Annotated in this window: 18 protein-coding genes; 8 read left to right on the top strand and 10 right to left on the bottom strand. The window is 36.6% G+C overall.

Annotated features, from left to right (window positions below):
* Positions 1-7 precede the first annotated feature (7 nt).
* Positions 8-1,090 carry a putative type IX sorting system protein PorV2 gene (locus tag EK417_RS00700; RefSeq protein ID WP_076597133.1) on the top strand — a complete coding sequence of 361 codons (1,083 nt, stop codon included), beginning with the start codon at positions 8-10 and terminating at the stop codon, positions 1,088-1,090.
* Positions 1,091-1,100: 10 nt separating this feature from the next.
* Positions 1,101-1,847, top strand: coding sequence for a hypothetical protein (locus tag EK417_RS00695; protein WP_136521068.1), 747 nt, complete (start codon positions 1,101-1,103; stop codon positions 1,845-1,847).
* A gap of 413 nt (positions 1,848-2,260) precedes the next feature.
* Here the strand turns inward: EK417_RS00695 and uvrC are convergent, their stop codons facing one another.
* The 5 genes from uvrC to EK417_RS00670 form a co-directional block, all read right to left on the bottom strand.
* On the bottom strand, positions 2,261-4,054 hold the full coding sequence (uvrC, locus tag EK417_RS00690; protein ID WP_136521067.1) for an excinuclease ABC subunit UvrC: 1,794 nt from the start codon (positions 4,052-4,054) through the stop codon (positions 2,261-2,263).
* Between the two features lie 147 nt (positions 4,055-4,201).
* Entirely contained in the window at positions 4,202-5,314 is a 1,113-nt protein-coding gene (locus EK417_RS00685; RefSeq protein ID WP_136521066.1) for a phage tail-like protein, read from the bottom strand.
* 40 nt (positions 5,315-5,354) lie between these two features.
* Positions 5,355-5,945 carry a hypothetical protein gene (locus EK417_RS00680; RefSeq protein WP_136521065.1) on the bottom strand — a complete coding sequence of 197 codons (591 nt, stop codon included), beginning with the start codon at positions 5,943-5,945 and terminating at the stop codon, positions 5,355-5,357.
* Between the two features lie 27 nt (positions 5,946-5,972).
* Positions 5,973-6,326 carry a hypothetical protein gene (locus tag EK417_RS00675; protein WP_076597138.1) on the bottom strand — a complete coding sequence of 118 codons (354 nt, stop codon included), beginning with the start codon at positions 6,324-6,326 and terminating at the stop codon, positions 5,973-5,975.
* Complete coding sequence (locus EK417_RS00670; RefSeq protein ID WP_317043160.1) at positions 6,290-6,727, bottom strand: transposase; 438 nt, start codon at positions 6,725-6,727, stop codon at positions 6,290-6,292. The genes EK417_RS00675 and EK417_RS00670 overlap by 37 nt, the downstream gene beginning before the upstream one ends.
* A 334-nt stretch (positions 6,728-7,061) precedes the next feature.
* On the opposite strand from EK417_RS00670, the gene EK417_RS00665 reads away from it, so the two are divergent.
* The 4 genes from EK417_RS00665 (at position 7,062) to EK417_RS00650 (ending at position 11,769) form a co-directional block, all read left to right on the top strand.
* Positions 7,062-8,072 (top strand): helix-turn-helix domain-containing protein, encoded by a 1,011-nt coding sequence (locus EK417_RS00665; protein ID WP_136521064.1) that lies wholly within the window; start codon positions 7,062-7,064, stop codon positions 8,070-8,072.
* Positions 8,073-8,193: 121 nt separating this feature from the next.
* Entirely contained in the window at positions 8,194-9,681 is a 1,488-nt protein-coding gene (gene hutH, locus EK417_RS00660; RefSeq protein WP_110368314.1) for a histidine ammonia-lyase, read from the top strand.
* A 68-nt stretch (positions 9,682-9,749) separates the two neighbouring features.
* Positions 9,750-10,196 (top strand): GNAT family N-acetyltransferase, encoded by a 447-nt coding sequence (locus EK417_RS00655; RefSeq protein WP_136521063.1) that lies wholly within the window; start codon positions 9,750-9,752, stop codon positions 10,194-10,196.
* Positions 10,197-10,287: 91 nt separating this feature from the next.
* Entirely contained in the window at positions 10,288-11,769 is a 1,482-nt protein-coding gene (locus EK417_RS00650) for a S8 family peptidase (protein WP_076597143.1), read from the top strand.
* 73 nt (positions 11,770-11,842) lie between these two features.
* Here the strand turns inward: EK417_RS00650 and ygiD are convergent, their stop codons facing one another.
* Together ygiD and EK417_RS00640 are read right to left on the bottom strand one after the other, a co-directional pair.
* Positions 11,843-12,670 (bottom strand): 4,5-DOPA-extradiol-dioxygenase, encoded by an 828-nt coding sequence (ygiD, locus tag EK417_RS00645; protein WP_110368315.1) that lies wholly within the window; start codon positions 12,668-12,670, stop codon positions 11,843-11,845.
* Positions 12,671-12,749: 79 nt separating this feature from the next.
* A complete protein-coding gene (locus tag EK417_RS00640; protein ID WP_062675631.1) occupies positions 12,750-13,262 on the bottom strand; it encodes a YceI family protein in 513 nt (170 codons plus the stop codon).
* 512 nt (positions 13,263-13,774) lie between these two features.
* Between EK417_RS00640 and EK417_RS00630 the strand changes: the two genes are divergently transcribed.
* Both EK417_RS00630 and EK417_RS00625 read left to right on the top strand, forming a co-directional pair.
* On the top strand, positions 13,775-15,913 hold the full coding sequence (locus tag EK417_RS00630) for a S9 family peptidase (protein WP_136521062.1): 2,139 nt from the start codon (positions 13,775-13,777) through the stop codon (positions 15,911-15,913).
* A gap of 222 nt (positions 15,914-16,135) precedes the next feature.
* Positions 16,136-17,161 carry an LLM class flavin-dependent oxidoreductase gene (locus EK417_RS00625; RefSeq protein ID WP_136521061.1) on the top strand — a complete coding sequence of 342 codons (1,026 nt, stop codon included), beginning with the start codon at positions 16,136-16,138 and terminating at the stop codon, positions 17,159-17,161.
* A 73-nt stretch (positions 17,162-17,234) separates the two neighbouring features.
* On the opposite strand, the gene EK417_RS00620 is transcribed toward EK417_RS00625, so the two are convergent.
* The 3 genes from EK417_RS00620 to EK417_RS20945 form a co-directional block, all read right to left on the bottom strand.
* The gene (locus EK417_RS00620) at positions 17,235-20,270 is read right to left on the bottom strand and encodes an SbcC/MukB-like Walker B domain-containing protein (RefSeq protein WP_136521060.1); all 3,036 of its coding nucleotides are present in this window, start codon (positions 20,268-20,270) and stop codon (positions 17,235-17,237) included.
* Between the two features lie 3 nt (positions 20,271-20,273).
* On the bottom strand, positions 20,274-21,479 hold the full coding sequence (locus EK417_RS00615) for a metallophosphoesterase family protein (protein ID WP_136521059.1): 1,206 nt from the start codon (positions 21,477-21,479) through the stop codon (positions 20,274-20,276).
* A gap of 145 nt (positions 21,480-21,624) precedes the next feature.
* Positions 21,625-21,777 carry a hypothetical protein gene (locus EK417_RS20945; protein ID WP_168801912.1) on the bottom strand — a complete coding sequence of 51 codons (153 nt, stop codon included), beginning with the start codon at positions 21,775-21,777 and terminating at the stop codon, positions 21,625-21,627.
* Positions 21,778-21,908 lie beyond the last annotated feature (131 nt).

The raw sequence follows: 21,908 nt of genomic DNA, 5'->3' as shown, positions 1-21,908 counted from the left end.
AATTTATATGATGAAAAAATATTTTTTACTTGCATTTTCACTGTTGTTTGGGCTTTCTCAATCTCAGATTATCAGGAAATATTCCAATGAGTTCTTAAATATCGGAGCTGGAGCAAGAGGGCTTGCTATGGGAGGGGCGGTAATTAGCAACCAGGATGATGTATATTCTCCTATGTGGAACCCGGCAGGCTTGATGTCTGTTGAAAGAGACTGGCAGGGAGCGGCAATGCATGCTGAATACTTTGAGTCTATCGCAAAGTATGATTATCTGGCTTATGCAAAAGTACTTGAAGAAGGCGTATTTGGAGTTTCCGTAGTAAGACTTGGGGTAGATAATATTTTGAATACAACTCAGATGATCGATTCTGAAGGGAACATTGATTATGATAAAATTACCAAGTTTTCCCAATCCGATTATGCAGCTATTCTTTCTTATGCATTCAGACCGGGAGGGAATCCTAAACTGGATGTTGGGGTGAATGCTAAAATTGTCTATAGAAATGTGGGTAAATTTGCGAGTGGTTATGGTTTTGGGTTCGATGTTGGAGCAATTTATAAGGCAGATAACGGCTGGAAGTTTGGAGGAATGGTTAGAGATATCACCACTACCGTAAACTTCTGGACGATCAATCAGAAAGAACTTTCTACTGTTGTAAACGGTGAGGAATTCAACCCTGCTCCTAAAGATAAACTGGAACTTACAATGCCTAAACTCAATGTAGGTGCCAGCAAATTATTCGAAATCAATAGCAGTGTTTATGTATTACCGGAAGCCGGGATCAATGTGGATTTTGCTAAAACAGCGTCATTAATTTCTACCGACTTTGCCAGTATCAGTCCATATGCCGGAGCTGAATTAGGCTATCAGAAAATGATTTTTGTAAGATTGGGGATCAACAGATTCCAGTCTATTACAGATATAGAGGATCTTAAAAGAAAAGTTTCTTTCCAGCCAAGTGCGGGTCTTGGGATCAGATATAGAGGGCTAACGCTGGATTATGCCATTACGAATTCGGGGATTGGCGGATCTAATTTCTATTCCAATTTCTTCTCTTTAAAACTGGATATGGGAGCATTCAGAAACGATTAAAACTATAGAAATGAAAAAGTTATTAATGCTGATGTTGGTAGTAAGCTCAACATTGGCTTTTACCCAAAAGATTACCGACTATAGATATGTGGTGATTCCTGAAAAATTTAAAACCTTTAAGAATAGCAGTTTCGGATTGGAAGCTTATCTTGCTAAAGTGTTACAGGAAAAGAAATATGAAATTTTAACTGAGGCTATGGATAAATGGCCATCTGAGGCTAAAAATAATTCATGTAATGTAGCTAATGCTGAAGTATTGAATGATAAGAGCTTGTTTACAAATAAAGTAATTCTACAGTTCAGAGACTGCAACAAAAAGGTGATTTTTGAATCTAAAGGACGTTCAGATATAAAAGAATTTGAAGAGGGGTTTCCTGATGCATTGAAGCAGGCTTTAACATATGTAGCATTCTCCAACCCGGTAGAAATGCTGCCTGCTGCTAACAATAGTAATGCTGCTCAGAATTCCTCACAGTCTGAGCCTGTGGCATCAACAACAAATCAGGAGGGGAGCGATTACTCAAACGGAAAACTGGATCTTCAGAAAATACAGATTGAGCCTAATCAGTTTATTCTGGCAAAATCCGGAAGCTCAGTACCGTTTGCTGTTTTCAAAGCAACTTCAAAGAGCTCTGTTTTCCTTGTAAAAATGGCTGATGGGAATACCACCATCGGATATTTTGAAAATAGGAATATTGTGATAGATATTCCGCTGGCAGACGGAAGGTATTCCAAAGAAGTATTTGTGGCAAAATAATTTTCACAAGCAGAAATAAAAACATAAAAGGCTCTTGAAAAAAAGAGCCTTTTATAATATATATGCTGATGTGTTTTTCATAGTTCCGGAAATTTGAAAGTGGTTTTATCTTTTTTAGAAAAAACGATTATCATAAAGATGTATAATGTTAAATTTAAAAGATTGATAAATTAGAGATCATTTTCATAGTATTATCGTCATTAGTTGATAATACTAATTTACGAATAAAATATAAATAATGCTATTATTTAGTAAAATATTTATTAATATGTCTTTTTTATTGATTTATTTCATTTTATGTTGAAAAATAATTGATTTTTTTATCCCCTGTTAATGAAATAGCAAATAGCCGTAAAATCCTATGAAGAGAGGATTTTTATTAAGAAAATTTAACAGTAGGTACCACGCAATAATTAATTGGTATTAAAAAATTTCCAGATTACTTTCGCCTTACTTTTCCCTAAAATTTCTTCCAGAGTCTCCAGATTGGCCTCTTTGATACGTTTTACAGACTTTAATTTAGACAGAAGCAGTTCAATAGTTTTTTCCCCCACCCCAGGAATTTCTTCCAGTTCAGATTTTATAGTAGAATTTTTTCTTCTCGTTCTGTGATGTTTTACCCCAAACCGGTGAGCTTCGTCACGGACACGCTGAAGGATTTTTAATGTTTCAGATTTTTTATCCAGATATAAAGGAATAGGATCTTCCGGGAAGAAAATTTCTTCAAGTCTCTTAGCGATCCCTACAATAGTAATTTTTCCATAAAGACCTAGTAATCTCAGGCTTTTTACAGCAGAAGACAGTTGCCCTTTTCCGCCATCAATAAGAATCAGCTGAGGAAGACTTTCTCCTTCATCAAGCATTCTTTTGTAACGGCGGTAGATCACTTCTTCCATTGTTGCAAAATCGTTTGGTCCTTCCACTGTTTTAGGATGGAAAATTCTGTAATCTGCTTTACTCGGTTTTCCGTCTTTAAAAACAACACATGCAGACACAGGATTCGTTCCCTGAATATTTGAGTTATCAAAACCTTCAATATGTCTTGGCTCTACAGGCATTCTCAACAATTTCTGCATTTCGGCCATGATTCTGTTGGTATGCCTTTCAGGATCTACAATCTGAACCTGTTTCAGTTTTTCAAGACGGTATTCTTTAGCATTTTTTTCAGAAAGCTCTACAATTCTCTTTTTGTCTCCTACCTTAGGAACAATCAGCTTTACATTTGGGATTTCTACAGAAAGATGAAATGGTAAAAGAACTTCTTTAGAATCGGAAGAAAACTTCTGGCGAATCTCAATCAGAGCTTCCTCCATAATATCTTCATCGGTTTCTTCAAGAATCTTTTTGATCTCAGTAGTAAAACTCTGGATGATATTCCCGTTTCTGATTTTAAAGAAATTGACATAAGCAGCGGTCTCATCACTCGTCATTCCGAAAACATCTACATCATCAATATTGGCATTTACTACGGTGTTTTTGGCCTGATAATCCTCAAGAATATCCAGTCTTTCCTTAATAATCTGAGCCTCTTCAAATTTAAGACTGGAAGCCAGTTTCATCATCTGATTCACCAGATAATCTTTTGCTTTCCGGAAATCTCCTTTAATAATTCCGCGGATGGCATCTATTTTTTCGTCATAATCTTCTTTGCTTTCAAGATCTTCACATGGCCCTTCGCAGTTTTTGATGTGATATTCCAGACAGACTTTATATTTTCCATCCGCAATCTTGGCTGGAGAAAGATTCAGGTTACATGTTCTAAGCTTATAAATGTGTTTTATAGTATCCAGCAATATTTTTGCAGGACGTACTTTTGCATACGGACCGTAATATTCTGATCCGTCTTTAATCATATTTCGGGTCAGAAAAATTCGAGGAAAATCTTCATTTTTGATACAAATCCATGGATAGGTCTTGTCATCCTTCAACATGACATTATAAAACGGCTGATACTCCTTGATCAGATTATTTTCCAATAGCAAAGCATCATATTCACTGTTGACAATCGTGGTTTCCAGTCTCTGGATTTTGCTGACCATTATTTTGATCCTGTATCCGGAAAGGTTTTTATTGAAGTAAGATAGAACCCTCTTTTTAAGATTTTTAGCTTTCCCAACATACAAAAGCTGTTCGTTTTTATCATAATAACGATAAACGCCGGGTTCGGATGGTAAAGTTTTGAGCTGTAGTTCTAAAGAAGGATTCATATAACAAAATTAAGGAATTTAGTTTCAGAAAAAAAACAGCAGAAAACAAATGCTTTTCGGAAGTGTTGATTTCCCATAAAAAAAGAGACTGCTTTTTAAAGACAGCCTCTCTCTTTTAATCATAGATTTGTGTTGTTGATATTTGTGTTATACAATTACGACCTGTAAAGAAATCCATCTTGTACCATCGCTGATAATTCTCCATTGCGAATAATTCTGCCCGGTCTGGACTTCATAATTCAATGATGAACTTTTGGTATTGTAACTGTTGGTCTCGGTAATAGCACCAAGCATGGGATAATTTGTAAACGCGCTTTCTCCTGTGCTGGAACCAAGCCTGTCGCTGTCATTAATGAAATGCAGGATTCTTCCCGGACACGTGGTAGGATCCGGCAAAATCATATTCGCCGTTGTATTAATAAAAGGACTCGTGTTCCCGATATTGCCAGATGAAGCTCCTCCGGTAGACGCTGTGTTGAATCTCAGAATAAGGATGTAATCATCTGGCTGAATGGTATAAGGTGTTGCAGGGCTGTATGTTCCGGTAATGATTTTGAATCCTTCTACATGGCCGGAAGACGAATTTCGCACATTATACCATTTGTTTGTTGGAGAATCGTAAAAATACAAACCTACAGAAGTTACATTAGAAACTTTATTGATGGCAGATCCGTCTAATGAAGTTACAAAAACAAGAGTTCCGTTTTGGTCTGTTCCGTAAGAAGCGTCTTTTGCGGAAAGTTGAGAGCGGGTTAATCTCGGTGTTGTAAATCCGTCAGGAACAGTTGCTGTAGAAGCTAGACCATTTACCTGTAATGTTACCTTAGGATCGGTAGTTCCAATTCCTACTCTTCCTGTGTCTGTCGCAACAAATTCAGTTCCGGCAGTTCTTGCAGTGCCGTCCGATTTTGTACCGATCTTAACGCTAGATGAAGTTATATCGTTGGTCCAAGCATCATTGGTCATGTCGAGAGGACTCCATACCGTACCATTCCAATAGTGAAATCCCTGTGAAAAAGTGCCTGCATTCGTGATAAGATACACGAGCTGTCCGTTAACTGTTCCATTAACGGCAAGGTCATTCACTCTTGGAACTAAAATACCATCGTTTGCAGTAACAGCACCCGGCCCTGAACTGGTGTGGTTTTTTGCGCGGATATCAAGTGTGGCTTCCGGAGTGGGAGTGTTAATGCCTACTTGTGCTAAAACAAAAGAAGGGGAAACTATAGCCATTAGTAAAGCTAAATATATTTTTTTCATTTTTATTTTTTTTAATTGAAGATAAATTATTTTGTTATTATTATCGAGGGTAAACAAAATATAGTGGGGGAGGTCTTATATCAAATCTTTTTTTATGATCTGAAGAGCCTATCTTTGAGTTATTGAAATTTGGATTTACAGCATGATTGGTATAGACATATAACTCAAGAGAATTTTTTGCAAAATAAACGGGATGTATTATTTTTTTTATAGTTAAAGGAGATGGAATAACAAAACAGCATGAAGAAGAGGTTTCAACACTAATTTGCGAATTATTTCTCTTTTGTTGAAAGATATATGAATTTTTTACAATCTTTTCATATTGCTTTTCTTTTTTTGATTTGGTCTCGCTTTTCTTTATTTGCTCGTCTGGCCTGTTTTTTTTAACCTGTAAAGCAACTTTTACAGCCTTTTCATCATTTGCTGTTTTATTGGATATCAATTTTCCCTTTCCTTCCACAGAAATGGCTTCAGCGTCGAGTGCAGTATCATCCAGTACATAAACGCAGGTTCCTTCACCAATATAAATTTGTGTTTTTGCCTTCTGGCATAGGAATAAGAATATAATCACCAGCAGGCTTTTCGAAAAGCTTGCGATCCATTTGCGATCTGGTGATTTTATTTTTATCATGACGAAAGATTTCGTTATTATGGAAGGTTATATTTCAACAAACATCTTTTTCCACTTTGCAATAGAGTTTCTGCTGATTTTAAATTCTCTGGAAAGATCGATGTTCGTTAATCTGTTCTTTTTCTGATATTTTAAGATCTGAATAATAGCTTTGTCATCATACGCCCTGAATTTTCCATTGTCCTCCGGACCAGAGATATTTACACCCATTAATTTTCTTTCAATCTCTATAATTTCCAGAAAAGAAATATTAGGTCTATCCAGCAGAGCTTTACAGCTTTCTTTCTTTTCCTGGTATTTCATTTCAATCATATCGGTATAAATCTTCCTGTAATCAGGAGCGGCTAGATTTTTTTTGAGTGATTGTATTTTTCTATCCATTTGTATAATGTTGTTTTAGGAATTCTATACTCTCCGATAATCTGTGTTCTGGTCTTCTTTTTCTCATTCAGCAGTTCCAGGATAAAATCTATAATTTCTTTTGTGTAAATATTTTTCCTGTAAACAGGGACAGACTGTTTTTGCTTCTTTACAGTTTGTATTTTTTCAGGTGGTGAAAATAATATGATGTGCTGCACATAAATCCTGAAAAAATCGTACTTAAGCAGTTTGCTCCATCTCAATAGGAGATCGGTCTCAATGCTTGGATTTTCATACATCTTCTGTATTTCGTTTTCTGAACAGTTGAGAAAATTTTGTATCCGTTTGGTTTCAATTCCTTTTTCCTCTGCTTTTTGCCGGATGATTTTTCCGATGTGGATATTTTTTATATCAAAAGACATCATCAATAAATTTTAATTCAACACTTGTGGTATTTATCCCAACCTGAACACATATTTTCACTTGACTTTAATAATCATTTTTCAGGAAAATAATAGAATATGATTAGAGATTCATTAATAGTATTGCAAATTTAGGTGTTTATATAAACCATTTTATGTAAATTTTATAGTTTTATTATTTAACTTAATAAATTGTAAATGACTGATTTTTAAATTTTTAAATTAGTTAATTTATAAATTGATTGCTATTGTCGTTTTCGTTGGCAATTATTTCGTGCTTGTGAAATGAAATCTCTACCTTTATGAAAATGATAACCTCTGAAACATAAAACCTATGAAATTAAATGTAAAAGAGTTCCTTGATTCGGGTCCCTCATCCCTGGATCAGTTGCTTAAGATGTACTATTTTCATTACAATCTTCTGCTTCTTGTTGTGCTGTCTGTTCACACAGTTGTTTTTTATTGTGAAGGACAAAATCTTGTTGCTTTCATCATGCTGGGTATTCTGCTTTTTTTGTCTATGCTAACTATGATTATTTACAGATTGGAATATCAGGTGCTGAAGTATTTTCTAAATTATTATATGATTGTAAAGACCATTTTTTTATATGGGATTTTGTTTTTATTCTGGAAAAAAGCCCCGGAAATCATTCTGTTTTTTGCATTACTGCCTTTGGGGACGTATAATTTATACAGATTCCGCGCTTTAGTATTAAGTACACTTATTATTGGAGTCTTTCTTATTTTTTTTACCATAATACCACAGTCTTTTTTTCCTGTGCTTATAAATGAAAGTGCTTTAGAGTTCAGTAAGTTTAAAATATTATTTACTTTCCTTGTAGTCGCGTTGTTTTTTATTTTTTACAATAGCAAGATTACGGAGAAAAAGTTTATCGTTCGGAATAGTTTTACTGATGGTCCGCAATATGCATTTACCTCAGTAGCGGAAGATACAAATGATGTACTGGAGAAAAACACAGAAATGTATAATGAAATTTACAAAAAAATCATTGATTATCTCGATCATCAGATGCCTTGGAAAAAGCATGATTACAGCATTCAGGATCTTTCTTACAATTTTGGGATCAACACCACCTATATTTCAAGAGCCATAAGCATTAATACCGGAATGAATTTTAAAAACCTGATCAATTCATACCGTATTAACTACATCAAGGAGGAAATAAAGGTAAATTATCCCAAATATACTTTGATGTATATTTATATGACAGCAGGCTTTAAGCATCAGTCAACATTCAACAGAGCTTTTAAACAGATAGAAAACAAAACTCCTTCTGAGTTTATTAAATCCATTGAGCCGGAATCATATGCTTTGTACGAATAATGTAGTATGAAATATAGAAAATGAAGATGCCTTTCAGATTTTTTACATAAAAATAAGCTTCTTCTGAATTTAGTTTTAACAGTAATGGTGAAATGCGTAATTTTAAGAAAATTTTTTAGAAATGATATACGGAGTAGATGTTTTTACTTTCCATGATGTTCTGGAAATCTGTAAAAAACCAAATAAAGCAAAGCTTAATAAAGCTTCAAAAGAACAAATCTTAAAATCTCAGAAAAACGTACAGAAAATAGTAGAGTCTGACAGATGTGTATATGGAATCAATACAGGATTCGGACCATTATGTGATACTAAAATTTCAGCGGACGAAACCGCTCAGTTACAATATAACCTGATCATTTCTCATGCAGTGGGTGTAGGGAAGCCTATTGATAAAGAGCTTTCCAAGATTATGATGATTGCCAAAGTACATGCTCTTTCGAAAGGATTTTCAGGCGTTTCCCTGGAAGTAATTGAAAGAATGATTCTGATGCTTGAGAAAGATATCATTCCGGTGGTTCCTGAACAGGGATCTGTAGGAGCCTCAGGAGATCTTGCTCCATTAGCACATCTTGTACTGCCTTTGCTTGGTTTAGGACAGGTTTGGGAAGGAAATCAGGTTTTCGAAACAATAGATATTCTTAAAAAACACGACCTTGAACCATTACCTTTAGGTCCCAAAGAAGGATTAGGATTGATCAATGGTACGCAGTTTATCCTTGCTCATGCAATCAAGGGACTTGAGAAATTTGAATATTTACTGGACCTGGCGGATATGACTGCGGCCATGAGTATTGAAGCGTACAGAGGTTCTGCAAGCCCTTTCAAAAAAGAGCTTCACGAGATCAGACCTTTTGAAGGCAGTAAAAAAGTAGCTGCAAGAATGCTTAAGTTCTTAAAGGGATCAGAAAATTTAAAAGCTCACGAAGATTGTGAAAGAGTTCAGGATCCTTATTCCATGAGATGTGTACCACAGGTTCACGGAGCCAGCAGAAATGCTTTTGAGCACCTTAAAGGAATGGCAGAAACAGAATTAAATTCCGTTACTGATAACCCGATTGTATTAAGTGCTGAAGAATCTATTTCAGGCGGAAACTTCCACGGACAGCTGATGGCACTTCCTTTAGACTATGCTACCTTAGCCGCCGCAGAATTGGGGAATATTTCAGACAGAAGAAGCTACTTATTGCTAGAAGGAAAGTATGGACTTCCAAGATTATTAACAGAAAGCTCAGGATTGAATTCCGGATTTATGATCCCTCAATATACTTCAGCAGCCTTGGTTACAGAGAATAAGACATTATGTTTCCCTGCATCGGCAGACTCTATTCCTACAAGTTTAGGACAGGAAGATCATGTTTCTATGGGAAGTATTTCAGGAAGAAAATTCAATCAGGTGCTTGGAAATCTTGTGAATATTTTATCTGTTGAGCTGATGTTTGCCGCTCAGGGACTTGAATTCAGAAGACCTGCAAAATGTTCTAAAGTAATTGAAGAAAACTTCACTATTCTTCGTTCCAAAGTTGCCAAGCTGGAAGATGACAGGTTGATTGGGAAAGATATGTTAGCAATTGCAGAGTTGATCAATGAAAGAAAATTCATTGTCAATTAACTCAAATAAAATCAAAGCTTCCGAAATGGGAGCTTTTTTTGTTTTCATTAATATTTTAATCAAACTAAATGCATATACTCAGAACAGATTCCGCCAACACAGATTTTCAAAACCTTGTAAAATCCCTTGATGCTACTTTAGCTGAGCATAATGGAGAAGATGATGGCTTCTTTGCTCAGTTCAATACAATTGATACCATTAAAAACTGTCTCGTAGCTTATATAGATGGTATTCCTGCAGCGTGTGGAGCATTCAAGCCCTTTTCAGAAGATAGCGTAGAAATAAAAAGGATGTTTACCCATCCGGAGTTCAGAAAAAAAGGATTAGGTTCCACTATTGTAAAAGAACTTGCAGGCTGGGCAGCAGAATTGAACTTTAAAAAAGCCATATTGGAAACTTCCCGGGACCTTAAAAGCGCCATCTCTGTGTATGAGAAAAACGGTTTTTACAAAATATCCAATTATGGGCAATATGTTGGAATAGAGCAAAGTGTCTGCTACGAGAAAGTATTATAATTTAATATTCATGTCATGCTAAATTCATTTTTTTTAAATTTTTAATTCTCATTAAAGTGTTATATTGTGGTTCTAATCAAAATTATAACATATGAAAAAAACTGTATTCCTACTGGCAATATTTTTTGCCCTAAACTCGTGTTCCAGAGAAGATCTTCAGAACGAAAATGTAAGAACTGAAATGTCTCAGAAAGATCCGCTGACAGCAAAACAGATCAATGAAAGGATCAATCAGGCAATTAAAACGGACGGTACTTTTAATTGGAAGAATGAATCTGATCATTTCGTATGGAGTGCTATTTTCCGTGGAAATAAAATGGTATCTATCGGTTTTGGAACTTCAAAAGATGATTTCGACAGAAGTAAATCTCCAAACAGTAATGATATCGAAAAAGAAGTTCTTTCTGTAATCAAAAAATATGAAGGAAAAGAAGAGAGAAATTTCCTTCTTCTTTCAGATCAGTATCTTAATCAGATGGATGTTGTGATAGAAAATGAAGAAACTGTTTCCGCTCTTCGACAAATGAAAAACATCCGATATGTAGAACCTGCAGATTATCATTATTTTGAATTTGAAGCTCAATATAATGCAGCTGCAAAATCTTCAGGAAGCGGTTCGTCGGGATGCGGATTTTCATCATCTACATTAAGCACTGCAGATTATACTTCAACGGCGCCAAGTGCAAAGATACCCTGGGCTTTTGCTAAGCACAATATTCCTGATGCATGGAGCTACAGTACCGGAGCAGGTGTTACAATAGGCCTTATTGACACGGGAGTTTCACCAGAACAGTCTTTATTGGGAGGAAGTTTTAATAGTGGAGCTTCTTCGGGAAGAACAATCAGTAAATACGGAGTGTATAACTCAGACGGATCCGGAGATCAGTGCGGGCACGGAACGAAAATGGCTTCGGTAATGGCAGCTCCCAGAAATAATGCAGGATTACCTGTAGGAGTAGCTTATAATGCCAATCTGATCGCCTACAGAGCAGCAGAAAATGTTGTTCTTGAAACATCCAGTGAGCAGACTGCTGTAAAAACAGCTTTCACGGAACTGGGTAACAATACCAATGTGAAGATCATCTCAATGTCAATGGGGCACATCTTCTCCGTTGGAAAAATTGAGGACGGTGTCAAGTATGCTTATTCTAAAGGGAAACTGATTTTCTGTGCCGGAGGTACTTCAACCAGCTTTACCAGCTTTGTTGGAGTAATTTTTCCTGCATCAATGCCGGAAACTCAGGCGATAACCGGTGTAAAAGAGAATACTTCCAATCAGAAATGTGATGTGTGCCATTCAGGAAGCCAGATTGATTTTACCTTCCAGATGGAAAGAGCTTCAGGAAATACTGTTCCGGTTCTGAGCTATTACAACGGCCAGGCAGATTATGTGGGTGGTTCTTCGGTAGCTACTGCAGCTACGGCGGGAATTGCAGCGCTGGTTTGGGCTAAAAATCCATCATGGACAAGAGATCAGGTTCTTACTAAAATGAGACAGTCTGCAACCTATTATCCTAATGTGAATTCAAGCTATGGTTATGGAAACATCAATGTTTTAAAAGCCGTGCAATAAATAATAGCCTTATAAAAGAAAAGGAAATATCTCAGCTGAGGTATTTCCTTTTTTGTTTTTAATATAGAGATGGCTATCCGATCCTTACACTTGTCATACTTAATGATCCACCGATAAGCTCATCGTTAAATAACGCAAGGTCTTCGGATTGATCTTTTAACCCTAAAGTATACAGTAAAGGAAGATAATGATCAGGCGTAGGAACAGCATATTGTAAGAAAGTTCCCTGTTTCTGATAATCAATAATATTCTGAAAATTTCCATCCAGAAGCCAGTTGTTGGTTTTTTCTCTGGCTTCTACTGCCCAGTCCCAGCCGGCTCCCACTGTATTTATATTTTTCCAGTCGATAAGGCGGAGATTATGAACAATATTTCCGCTTCCGATAATCAGGATGCCCTTTTCACGAAGTTTATTCAGCTTTTTTGCAAGATCATAATGATACTGAGGAGGTTTTGTATGATCGATACTCAGCTGGATAACAGGAATATCTGCCTCGGGGTACATATGTTTGATAACCGACCATGCACCGTGATCCAGTCCCCAGCTGTGGTCTTCTTCCACATTTACAGGAAGAAGAAGCTCTGCGGTTTCTTTGGCCAGTTCCGGACTGCCGGGAGCGGGATACTGCACATCAAAAAGGGCTTTTGGAAAGCCATAAAAATCATGAATGGTTTTCGGCATATCCATAGCCGTTACAAAAGTTCCGTCTGTATACCAGTGGGCAGAAATACAGAGAATTGCATTAGGTTTAGGAATTTCTGAAGCAGCTTTCCGGAAACCCTGTACAAATTGATTCTCTTCAATGGCATTCATTGGTGAACCATGTCCAAGAAATAAAACAGGCATTCTCTGTGTGCTTTTAAAACCGTTGCTTATATTTTGAAGATCGCTGAGGTTCATAAATATTGAAGATTATAAAAAATAAAAGGTCCAAGGCTTTTAGACAAATCCCTGAACCTTTTAAAATATATGTTATTTACTATGCCTGTTTTACAAACTGTAATTCACCAGCTACTTTTACATCATCGCTTACCATTACACCTCCTGCTTCAAGAGCTGCATTCCAGTTTAATCCGAAATCTTTTCTGCTGATTTTTCCTTCAAAAGAGAAACCTGCTTTTGTATTTCCCCATGGATCTACATTAATTCCTCCGAAGTCTACATCAAGATTCACAGGTTTTGTAATTCCGTTGATGGTAAGATTTCCAACAATAGAATTGTTTAATGCCTGAGATTCAAAAGTAATTGTAGGATGTACTTCAGCATTGAAGAACTCTGCAGACTTTAAGTGGTTGTCTCTGTCTGTATTGTTGGTGAACACAGAATCCGTCTGGATTGTAGCAGTAGTTTTTGCATTTGCAAAGAATTCGTCTTCAGATTCAATCTCAGCAGTGAAAGTTCTGAAACTTCCTTTTACGTTAGAGATCATCATGTGTTTTACTTTGAAAGTAATTTCACTATGCGTAGGGTCTAAAATCCATTTTGTTGCCATTGTATTTTGTATTTTTTGTTTGTTATTAATAATGCAAATTTAGGACAGCGTACCTATACAAGTCATTGATATAGGATAAGAAATGAGATTTTTAAGATCAATTGTCAATTTTGCTTCGCAAGTGAATATTGAATGATTATAGGTGTTCAAAAATTTAAAAATTGACAAACGAAGCAGATTGACCATTCACGATCCATCATTCGCCTATGCTAATAATGCCTTTAAAAATTTTATTGACCTATCCCTTTAATTAATAATTAACAAAGATTTTCTTATTGATGAGTCCCTTCGACAGGCTCAGGGTGACAATCCGAATACCAGTCGATATTTTTGAGCCTTGTCAGTCTGAGCCTGTCGAAGCTATTATTACTAAAAGGGATAGGTCAAAATTTATTATTAAGTTAAGAAATAATTCCTTTGAATGTATGAATTCCATTTTATGAATGTTTTAATTTAACGTTTCTTAACGAATGGTTTTTATTTCTTATTTTTGGAGAATTCAATTTTATCCAATGAAATTACATAAATTTTCTTTATTAATGCTGGTTTTAGGAAGTTCAGCATTTGCCCAGACCCAGAAATTTACCATGGCGGAGGCTGTCAATGGGATGAGAACCAACCTTGCCGTAAAAAATATTTCCCAGTTTTCATGGGCTGCAGACGGAAAATCTTACATTCAGGCAGTGAAAGGCGGCTATCTGATTACAGATTTGAAAACGAATAAGCAGGATACGCTGATTTCATTAAGCCAACTGAACAGAAATCTTTCCAACAATAAGCTGAAAGCTGTTCCACCCATTAAATTTACAGGAAATTCCAATGGGTACTTTACTACAGAGGGCAAAATGTCGTGGATTGAAAAATCAGGAAACGACTGGAAAATTAAAAATACAGCTGCCATCGATCAGGATGCTGCGAATGTGAAAATGTTTGGTGACGGTCATACTTTTGCCTTCACAGCAAAGAATAATTTATTTGTAAACAGGAACGGAAAAACGATTGCTGTAACCAATGAGAGCAATGAAAATATAATTAGCGGACAGGCGGTTCACAGAAATGAATTCGGAATTGATACCGGAATTTTCCCTGCTCCGAATTCGGAGAGCGTAGCTTTCTATAAAATGGATCAGAGTATGGTAGCAGATTATCCGGTCATCGACTGGTCTGTAACGCCTGCCGTAAACCACAATATTAAATACCCAATGGCTGGCCAGACTTCTCATCAGGTGACATTAGGCGTTTTCAATATTAAAAATCAATCTACTACTTTCTTAAAAGTGGAAGGTGAAAAAGATCAGTATCTAACGGCCGTTACATGGAGTCCAGATTCAAAATACATCTTTGTAGGGGTGCTGAACAGAGGCCAGAATCATATGAAAATGAATCAGTATGATGCTGCTACAGGAGAATTGGTGAAAACTTTATTCGAAGAAACAGACAGTAAATATGTGGAGCCACAGCATCCGCTTACTTTCTTCCCGAACTCTAACACAGACTTCATCTGGCAGAGCCAGAGAACAGGATACAACCACTTGTTCCATTACAGTCTTGAAAAAGGATTGATAGCACAAATCACAAAAGGTGACTGGCTGGTAACCGATATTTTAGGATTTAATGAAAAGAAAAAGGAAATCTATTTTGCCTCCACTAAAGAAACTCCTCTGGAAAGACATTTGTACAGAATAAATTGGACCAACTTCAAGATGCAAAGGCTGGACGATGCAGAAGGAATGCACATCGGAACTTTGAGCAGTGACGGAAATTATCTCTATGACGCTTACAGCAATGCCAATTCACCAAGAGTTGCCAACATTATCAATACAGCCAATTTAAAATCTACAAATATCCTTACTTCTGAAAATCCATTAAAGAATTACCAGAGACCGGAAATTAAAAATGTAACATTAAAGGCTGACGACGGAACTCCTTTGTACGGAAAGATCATTCTTCCTACCAATTTTGATCCTAATAAAAGATACCCAACTATTGTTTATCTGTACAACGGGCCACACTTACAGCTGATCACAAACAGCTTCCCGGCTTCAGGAAACCTTTGGTACGAATATATGGCTCAGAACGGTTACATCATTTTCACAATGGACGGAAGAGGTTCTTCTAACCGTGGAATGAAGTTTGAGCAGGCTGTATTCAGAAATCTGGGAACTACAGAAATGAACGATCAGATGAAAGGGGTGGAATACTTAAAATCTCTTCCTTATGTAGATGGAGACAAAATGGGAATCCATGGATGGAGCTTCGGAGGATTTATGACAACAAGTTTTATGCTTCGTAAACCGGATGTATTCAAAGTAGGAGTAGCAGGCGGACCTGTAATTGACTGGAGTATGTATGAAATCATGTATGGAGAAAGATATATGGATACTCCACAGGAAAATCCACAAGGATATGCTACTGCCAATCTTTTGGATAAAGTACAAAATCTGAAAGGGAAGTTATTGATGATCCATGGAGCACAGGATGATGTAGTAGTGTGGCAGCATTCTATAAAATTCATCAAGTCAGCGGTTGATAACGGAGTTCAGCTTGATTACTTTACCTATCCGGGACATCCCCATAATGTGATCGGGAAAGACAGGGTTCACCTGATGCAGAAAATAACAGATTATTTTGATCTATATTTGAAAAAATAATATTACAATCCAGCGGGAACGGCTGGATTTTTTTTTGATATTACCTTAATGTTATTGTATAACTTGATTGAGATTGCTTCGCTTTGTTTGCAATGACACTTTCGTTTTATTGGTGATACATTAGTGTTATTTGTGTTTTAAAAAAGTAACTTTTCGATCTTAACAAACATCAATGTTTTTGATTTTTCATAGTGGTAATTTTGTATGACTAAAATCAACAATATGGAATTAGGAATAGGAATGTTTGGAGATCTGGCCTTAGACCAGTCTACCGGAAAATATAGAGATGCAGGGATTAAGATCCGCGAAATACTGGATCAGGTAAAATTCATGGATGAGGTAGGAATAGATGTTTTCGCAATGGGAGAACACCACCGTCCGGATTATGCTGTTTCTTCTCCGGAAATCGTTTTGGCAGCAGCAGCAAGTGTTACAAAAAATATAAAACTGGCCAGTGGAGTTACTGTTTTGAGTTCTTCGGAACCGGTTAAGGTATATGAAGATTTTTCAACGCTGGATTTAATTTCAGACGGAAGAGCAGAGATATTTGTGGGACGCGGAAGTTTCATAGAATCATTTCCTCTCTACGGTTATTCATTGAATGATTATGAACAGTTATTTGATGAAAAATTAGAATTATTGCTGAAAATCAATGCTGAAGAAAACGTAAGCTGGTCTGGAAAACTTCGTGCTCCTATGCAGAACCAAACTGTTTATCCAAGAGCAAAAAATGACGGAAAACTTTCCATCTGGAGAGCTGTTGGAGGAACTCCGCAGTCTGTATTAAGCGCAGCGCAGCTTGGAATGCCTTTAGTGGTAGCCATCATCGGAGGAATGCCAATCCAGTTTAAAAATCTGATTGAATTCTATAAGCAGGAATACCAAAAAGCGGGACACGATGTTTCAAAAATGCAGATTGCCATTCATTCACATACTTTTGTGAGTGATGATCAGAAAGTAGCGGATGGATATTTCCATAATTATAAATCTCAGATGGATAGGATAGGTGCTTCCCGGGGATGGGCTCCTTATACAAAAGCGCAGTATGATGGGGGAAGAAGCAAAGACGGTGCATTGTTTATCGGCGGCCCGGCTGAAGTAGCAGATAAGATTGCGTATATGAAGGAAATTTTCGGAATTACAAGATTTATCGGGCATATGGATGTGGGAGATCCTGCTCATGATGTGATGATGAAATCTATTGAATTGTTTGGAAAAGAAGTAAAACCCGTTGTAAAAGGACTGTAACTGGGAACTTTATTGATAGCAAAAGCCACATAAGAACATCTCTTTTGTGGCTTTTGTAGTTGTAAATCTGGTATTAAACAATCTCAATCAGACTTCCTCTTTCTTCATCCTTGATAATATTAAGAGCGGTAGGAATCTTTTCTTTCAGTTCTTCAACGTGCGAAATAATACCCACAATCCTGTTTTCTTTCATCAGATGAGTAAGGGTTTCAAAAACGATATTCACCGATTCCGTATCCTGCGTTCCAAAACCTTCATCAATAAAGAAGAAATTCTTTTCGGCCTGCGCATTGGCCTGAACACTTTCTGCCAGTGCCAGCGCCAGACTCAAGGATACCTGAAAGGCCTGTCCTCCGGAAAGTGTTTTTACACTTCTGCTTTTCCCTTCGTTGAGGTAGTCAATGATTTCAAAATCGTTATTTTCATTCAGCTGAAGACTCAGCTGGTTTCTTGTCATCCGGTGAAAACGGACATTGGCATGGTCACAAAGCTGTCTCAGGTAAATAGACGAAACATATTGTACAAAACCTGCACCTTTAAACAGGTTCATCATGATTTTTAAATTTTCTGAACGCTTCTGAAGCTTTGCCAGTTCTTTTAAAAGGGTTTCTTTTTTCACAAACTCTTTTTCCAGCCTGTCTATTTCTGCGGTTTTTGTGACTACGGAATCGCTGATTTTTTTCTGCTCATTCTGTGCTTCAACGAACTGCTGTTCAGCAAGAGAAAACTGTTCGTTATCGAATGAAAGATCTTTCAGTTTTACTTCCAACTCAGTGATGAATTTCTTTAAAGCTTCGAATTCAACTCTGAAATTCTGAACTTTGGCTCTCACCAGCTGAATATTGATCTCCTGCAGTAAAATATTATCAACTTCTTTAAATGCTGTGAAATTTTGATCTGTCAAAGCTTTGGCAATCGCCTCTTCATTACCGGAAATTTCCTTCTCAAGTTCTGTAATTTGTTTTTCAGACTGGCTGACAATTGCTTTTTGCTCTGCCAGTTTTGGAGAAAGAATTTTTTCCTGTTCTACCGCCTTCCGGTAATTTTCTTCAGTCTCTTTATTAGATTGTACAAGTTTTTGATAAGATTCCTCAATCTCTTTTATTTCATTTTGAGCATACAGATTCCAGTCGAGAATTTTAAGGCCGGAACGGCTGATATTGATTTGCTCCTGTTTCGAAACTTCTTCCAGACGGAAAGCTTCCAGGGCGTGCTTATATTTTTCCAGTGTTTTGGTTTCTCTGTCAATATGTTCCCTTTCAACTGTTATAGTACGTTCCGTTTCTTCAATCTTTTTCTCCAGCGTAAACGAATCTGAACGTTTTTTCTCAAATTCCTCTTCCTTGTCGGGTGAAAATGACTTCCAGGTGAAATTCAGCAGATGATTTTCAATATCCTTCTGAATCTGAAGGACAATTTTTTGTTCCGAAATAAGCTGCTCTTCAAAGATTTTTTTTCGGTCCAGAATTTTATCCATTTCTGCTTCCTTCTTTTGTAGAACAGTTATTTCCTGTTCTACAGATGTTATTTTCTCCTGAATTTCCTGCAGTTCAGTATTCACATCATGAAATTCCACAATATGCGGATGCTCTTTAGAACCACAAAGAGGACAGTTTTCCCCATCATGAAGCTCACTGGCAAAACGGGAAAGTTCTTTTTGAATTTTGAGATGATCCAGTTTCTGGGAAAGTTCCTTTTTTTGGGTTTCTAAGGTTTCTTTTCTGCTTTTGAAATCTTCTTTATAATTTTCGTTGTAAGCAAAAGGTTTCAATTCTTCTGCAATTTCTCCGATCTGTTTTTGCTGTCTCTCAATCTTTTCGGTTTGTTCCTGCTGTGATTTTTTTAGGTTCTTTTGCTGAATAAACCAGTTGCCTACTTCAGAAAGCAGCACAGAATCAAGTTTTTGTTCCTTTAAAGTTTTTATTTGTGCTGAAAGTTCATCAATCTTTTTTTGAATTTTCTCTTTATGAAGATCCACTTCTTTTACTTTTTCAGAACCTTTCTGAGTTCTTTCATTCAGAACTTTAATTTCTTCAGAAAATTTCAGGATCTGAATGATGAGGCTCAGATCATTTTCCTGAATTCTGGATTGTTCTAATGCTTTAAACTGTGGTTCAAGAGCCGTGAGCTGTTCCTTTACGATCGTAAAAGTCTTTTCAGTTTCCTGCCATGCTTTAATCTGCTGTTCTTTTTCGTTTTGTTTCGCAGCAATCTCTTTTGAGAGTTTATTTTTCTCAATAATCAATGGATTGAAAATCCTGAAAATACGGTCGTATAATTCTGCCTGTGCTTCCAGAGCATCCATCTGGGGCTTTTCTTCAGAAAGTTTGCTGAATTTTTCCTTATTCTGCTGTAAACTGTCAAAGTCGCTTTTTAAGTTTTTCAGCTGTTGGTAGGCTTGGGTAACCTTTTCCAGTTTTTTATTTGATTCTGTAAGTTTTTTCTGTTCCTCCGCAAGCTGCTCTTTCTGAATGTTGATTTTCTCTTCGTTGATTTCTTCAAAACCTTTTAATTGTCCTTCCAGTTGGTCCAGTTCAGATCTGTTTTTTACATTGAGTGCAGAAACATTGTTCTGAAGATCAAATTTCTGAAGATTAAAGATCTCCTTCATCATATTTGTTCTCTCTGCAGCACCCAATTCAAGGAATTCTTTGAACTGTCCCTGCGGAATAATGATGGTTCTTTTGAAGTTGGAATAGCTTAATCCGATAATAGATTCCGCATTGGAGTGATCCAAAGGAAGCCATTTGCCATTGATATTTTCATAAAATGTAACCGCATTAGGCTTTACTTCTTCGAACTTTTTTGAATTTCGCTTAAAATCACGGGCAGCCCGGAAAAGCTTATTCTCATAATTCACAAAATCAAATTCTATATAAGAACTGTTTGATTTTAAATTCATCATGTTGTAAGCCCTTTTATCACGCATATTCAGACGTTCCGTTTCCCCATATAAAGCAAACGAAATGGCTTCCAGAACCGAAGATTTTCCGGAACCCACCGCCCCGAAAATCCCAAACAGACCCGCTTCGGTAAGATTTCTGAAATCAATCGTCTGGCGCTCCTGGTATGAGTAAAGTCCTTCGATCGTTAATTGTACAGGGATCATGGCTTATGCATTTAAAATTTCGTTAAACAAATTCATCAGTTCTTCATTGGCTTCCTGCCCGCCGTTTTTAGATTTAAAATAATCTTTGAATAAAATATCAATATCCTGGCTTAAATTGATTTCATGGGTTGGGTTTTCTCCCAATTCCAGATTTCTGACTTTTGGAATAAGGTGAACAATTCCGTTGTGAGACTGATAAATTAACCTTCTTTCATCAGCTGTTAAAAAAGTTTCACTTTCCAGCGTAAGTTCAATAAATGTATTGGGATTTTCACCCAGCCATTGTACGGTATCTTCAATGGAGGTAAATGTTTTTCTGACCAAAGCTCTGCCGCTTTTCAAGAGTTTCTTCTCGTAGGAAACTGCTTTTCCAGGTTCTGCATCAATAATGGAAACATACTTCTTTTGTCCGGCTTCACTGAAACTGTAGCACAAAGGAGAAGATGAATAAATAACAGGCTTTTCCTTGGTTCCGATATTCTGAAAACCATGAAGGTGGCCCAGCGCCGTATATTGAATCTGCTCAGGAATACTGTCAGAAAAAATCAGATCTGCATTCCCAATCTTAATCGGTTTTTCTCCTTCCGGCTCTTCCAGAATTTCCGCACCTCTTTTATTCATGTACAAATGAGCCGTCAGAAGATTCACTCCGGTATCATCACAGAACTGATCCGCAAGATTTTTCCATGTCTGTGAAAGAACCTTGTTGATTTCTTCCTCTTTATTTTCACCAAAATATTCCTTTAACCGGATTTCATTCGCAAAAGGTGTGTGGAGAATTCTTACCGGAAAATTTATCCCCTCAATTTTCAGCTCGATAAAACCTTCTTTGGAATGGGTGATGTTGAAATATTCTGTACCAAAAGGTATGATTTCCGCTTTGGGATGGCCTATTAAAATAATTCCGCATTCCCTTGCCAGAGGATCAGGAGCATCGATTAAGTTTGGAGAATCATGATTACCGGAAATAGCAATCACAGGGCGTTTTCCGTTCAGGGATAAACGTTTTAAGGTTTTATAAAAAAGTTCAGCAGCCTCTACACCTGGATTGAAATTATCAAAGAGATCACCGGCAATTAAAACCAGATCCACGTTTTGTTCGTCAGCAATCTGAACAATTTCATTCATCACCAGAACCTGTTCTTCCAGTCTTGAAAAACGGTCGAGGCGTTTACCCAAATGCCAGTCGGCAGTGTGGAGGATTTTCATAATTTAAATTTGAGAATTAAAAAGAGTATATGCAACGTAATTTTCAACTTGTTGGGTAGAGAATTATTTGCAGGTATTACAATGTAAATATAGAGAATACTTCATTTAAAAAAATAAGGTTTCCCTTACTTCAGATAAAAACAATTTATAGTTTATTGTCAGCTTCTCTGGCTTTGAAATCTTCCCGGATCTGTTTTAATCTTGCTTTCCGTTCTGATTCTGCATTCTGTATTTTACGTTTTTTCTGATCAATTTTCTTTTTGTTTTTTTTCCTGTTTGCTTCGTTATTTTTGCTCATACTTGGTAACAGATCATTTTTATGGGTGAAAAATAGCTTCTTCAAAAATAAGAAACAAAATATAAAAATTATAGGTTGATGATTAAATTTGAACCCGACACAAATCTTTTTCAGGCAGATTTATTTTATTA

Source organism: Chryseobacterium candidae (assembly GCF_004916905.1).
Classification (GTDB): Bacteria; Bacteroidota; Bacteroidia; order Flavobacteriales; family Weeksellaceae; genus Chryseobacterium; species Chryseobacterium candidae.
This window is presented reverse-complemented; position numbering and strand designations above follow the sequence as displayed.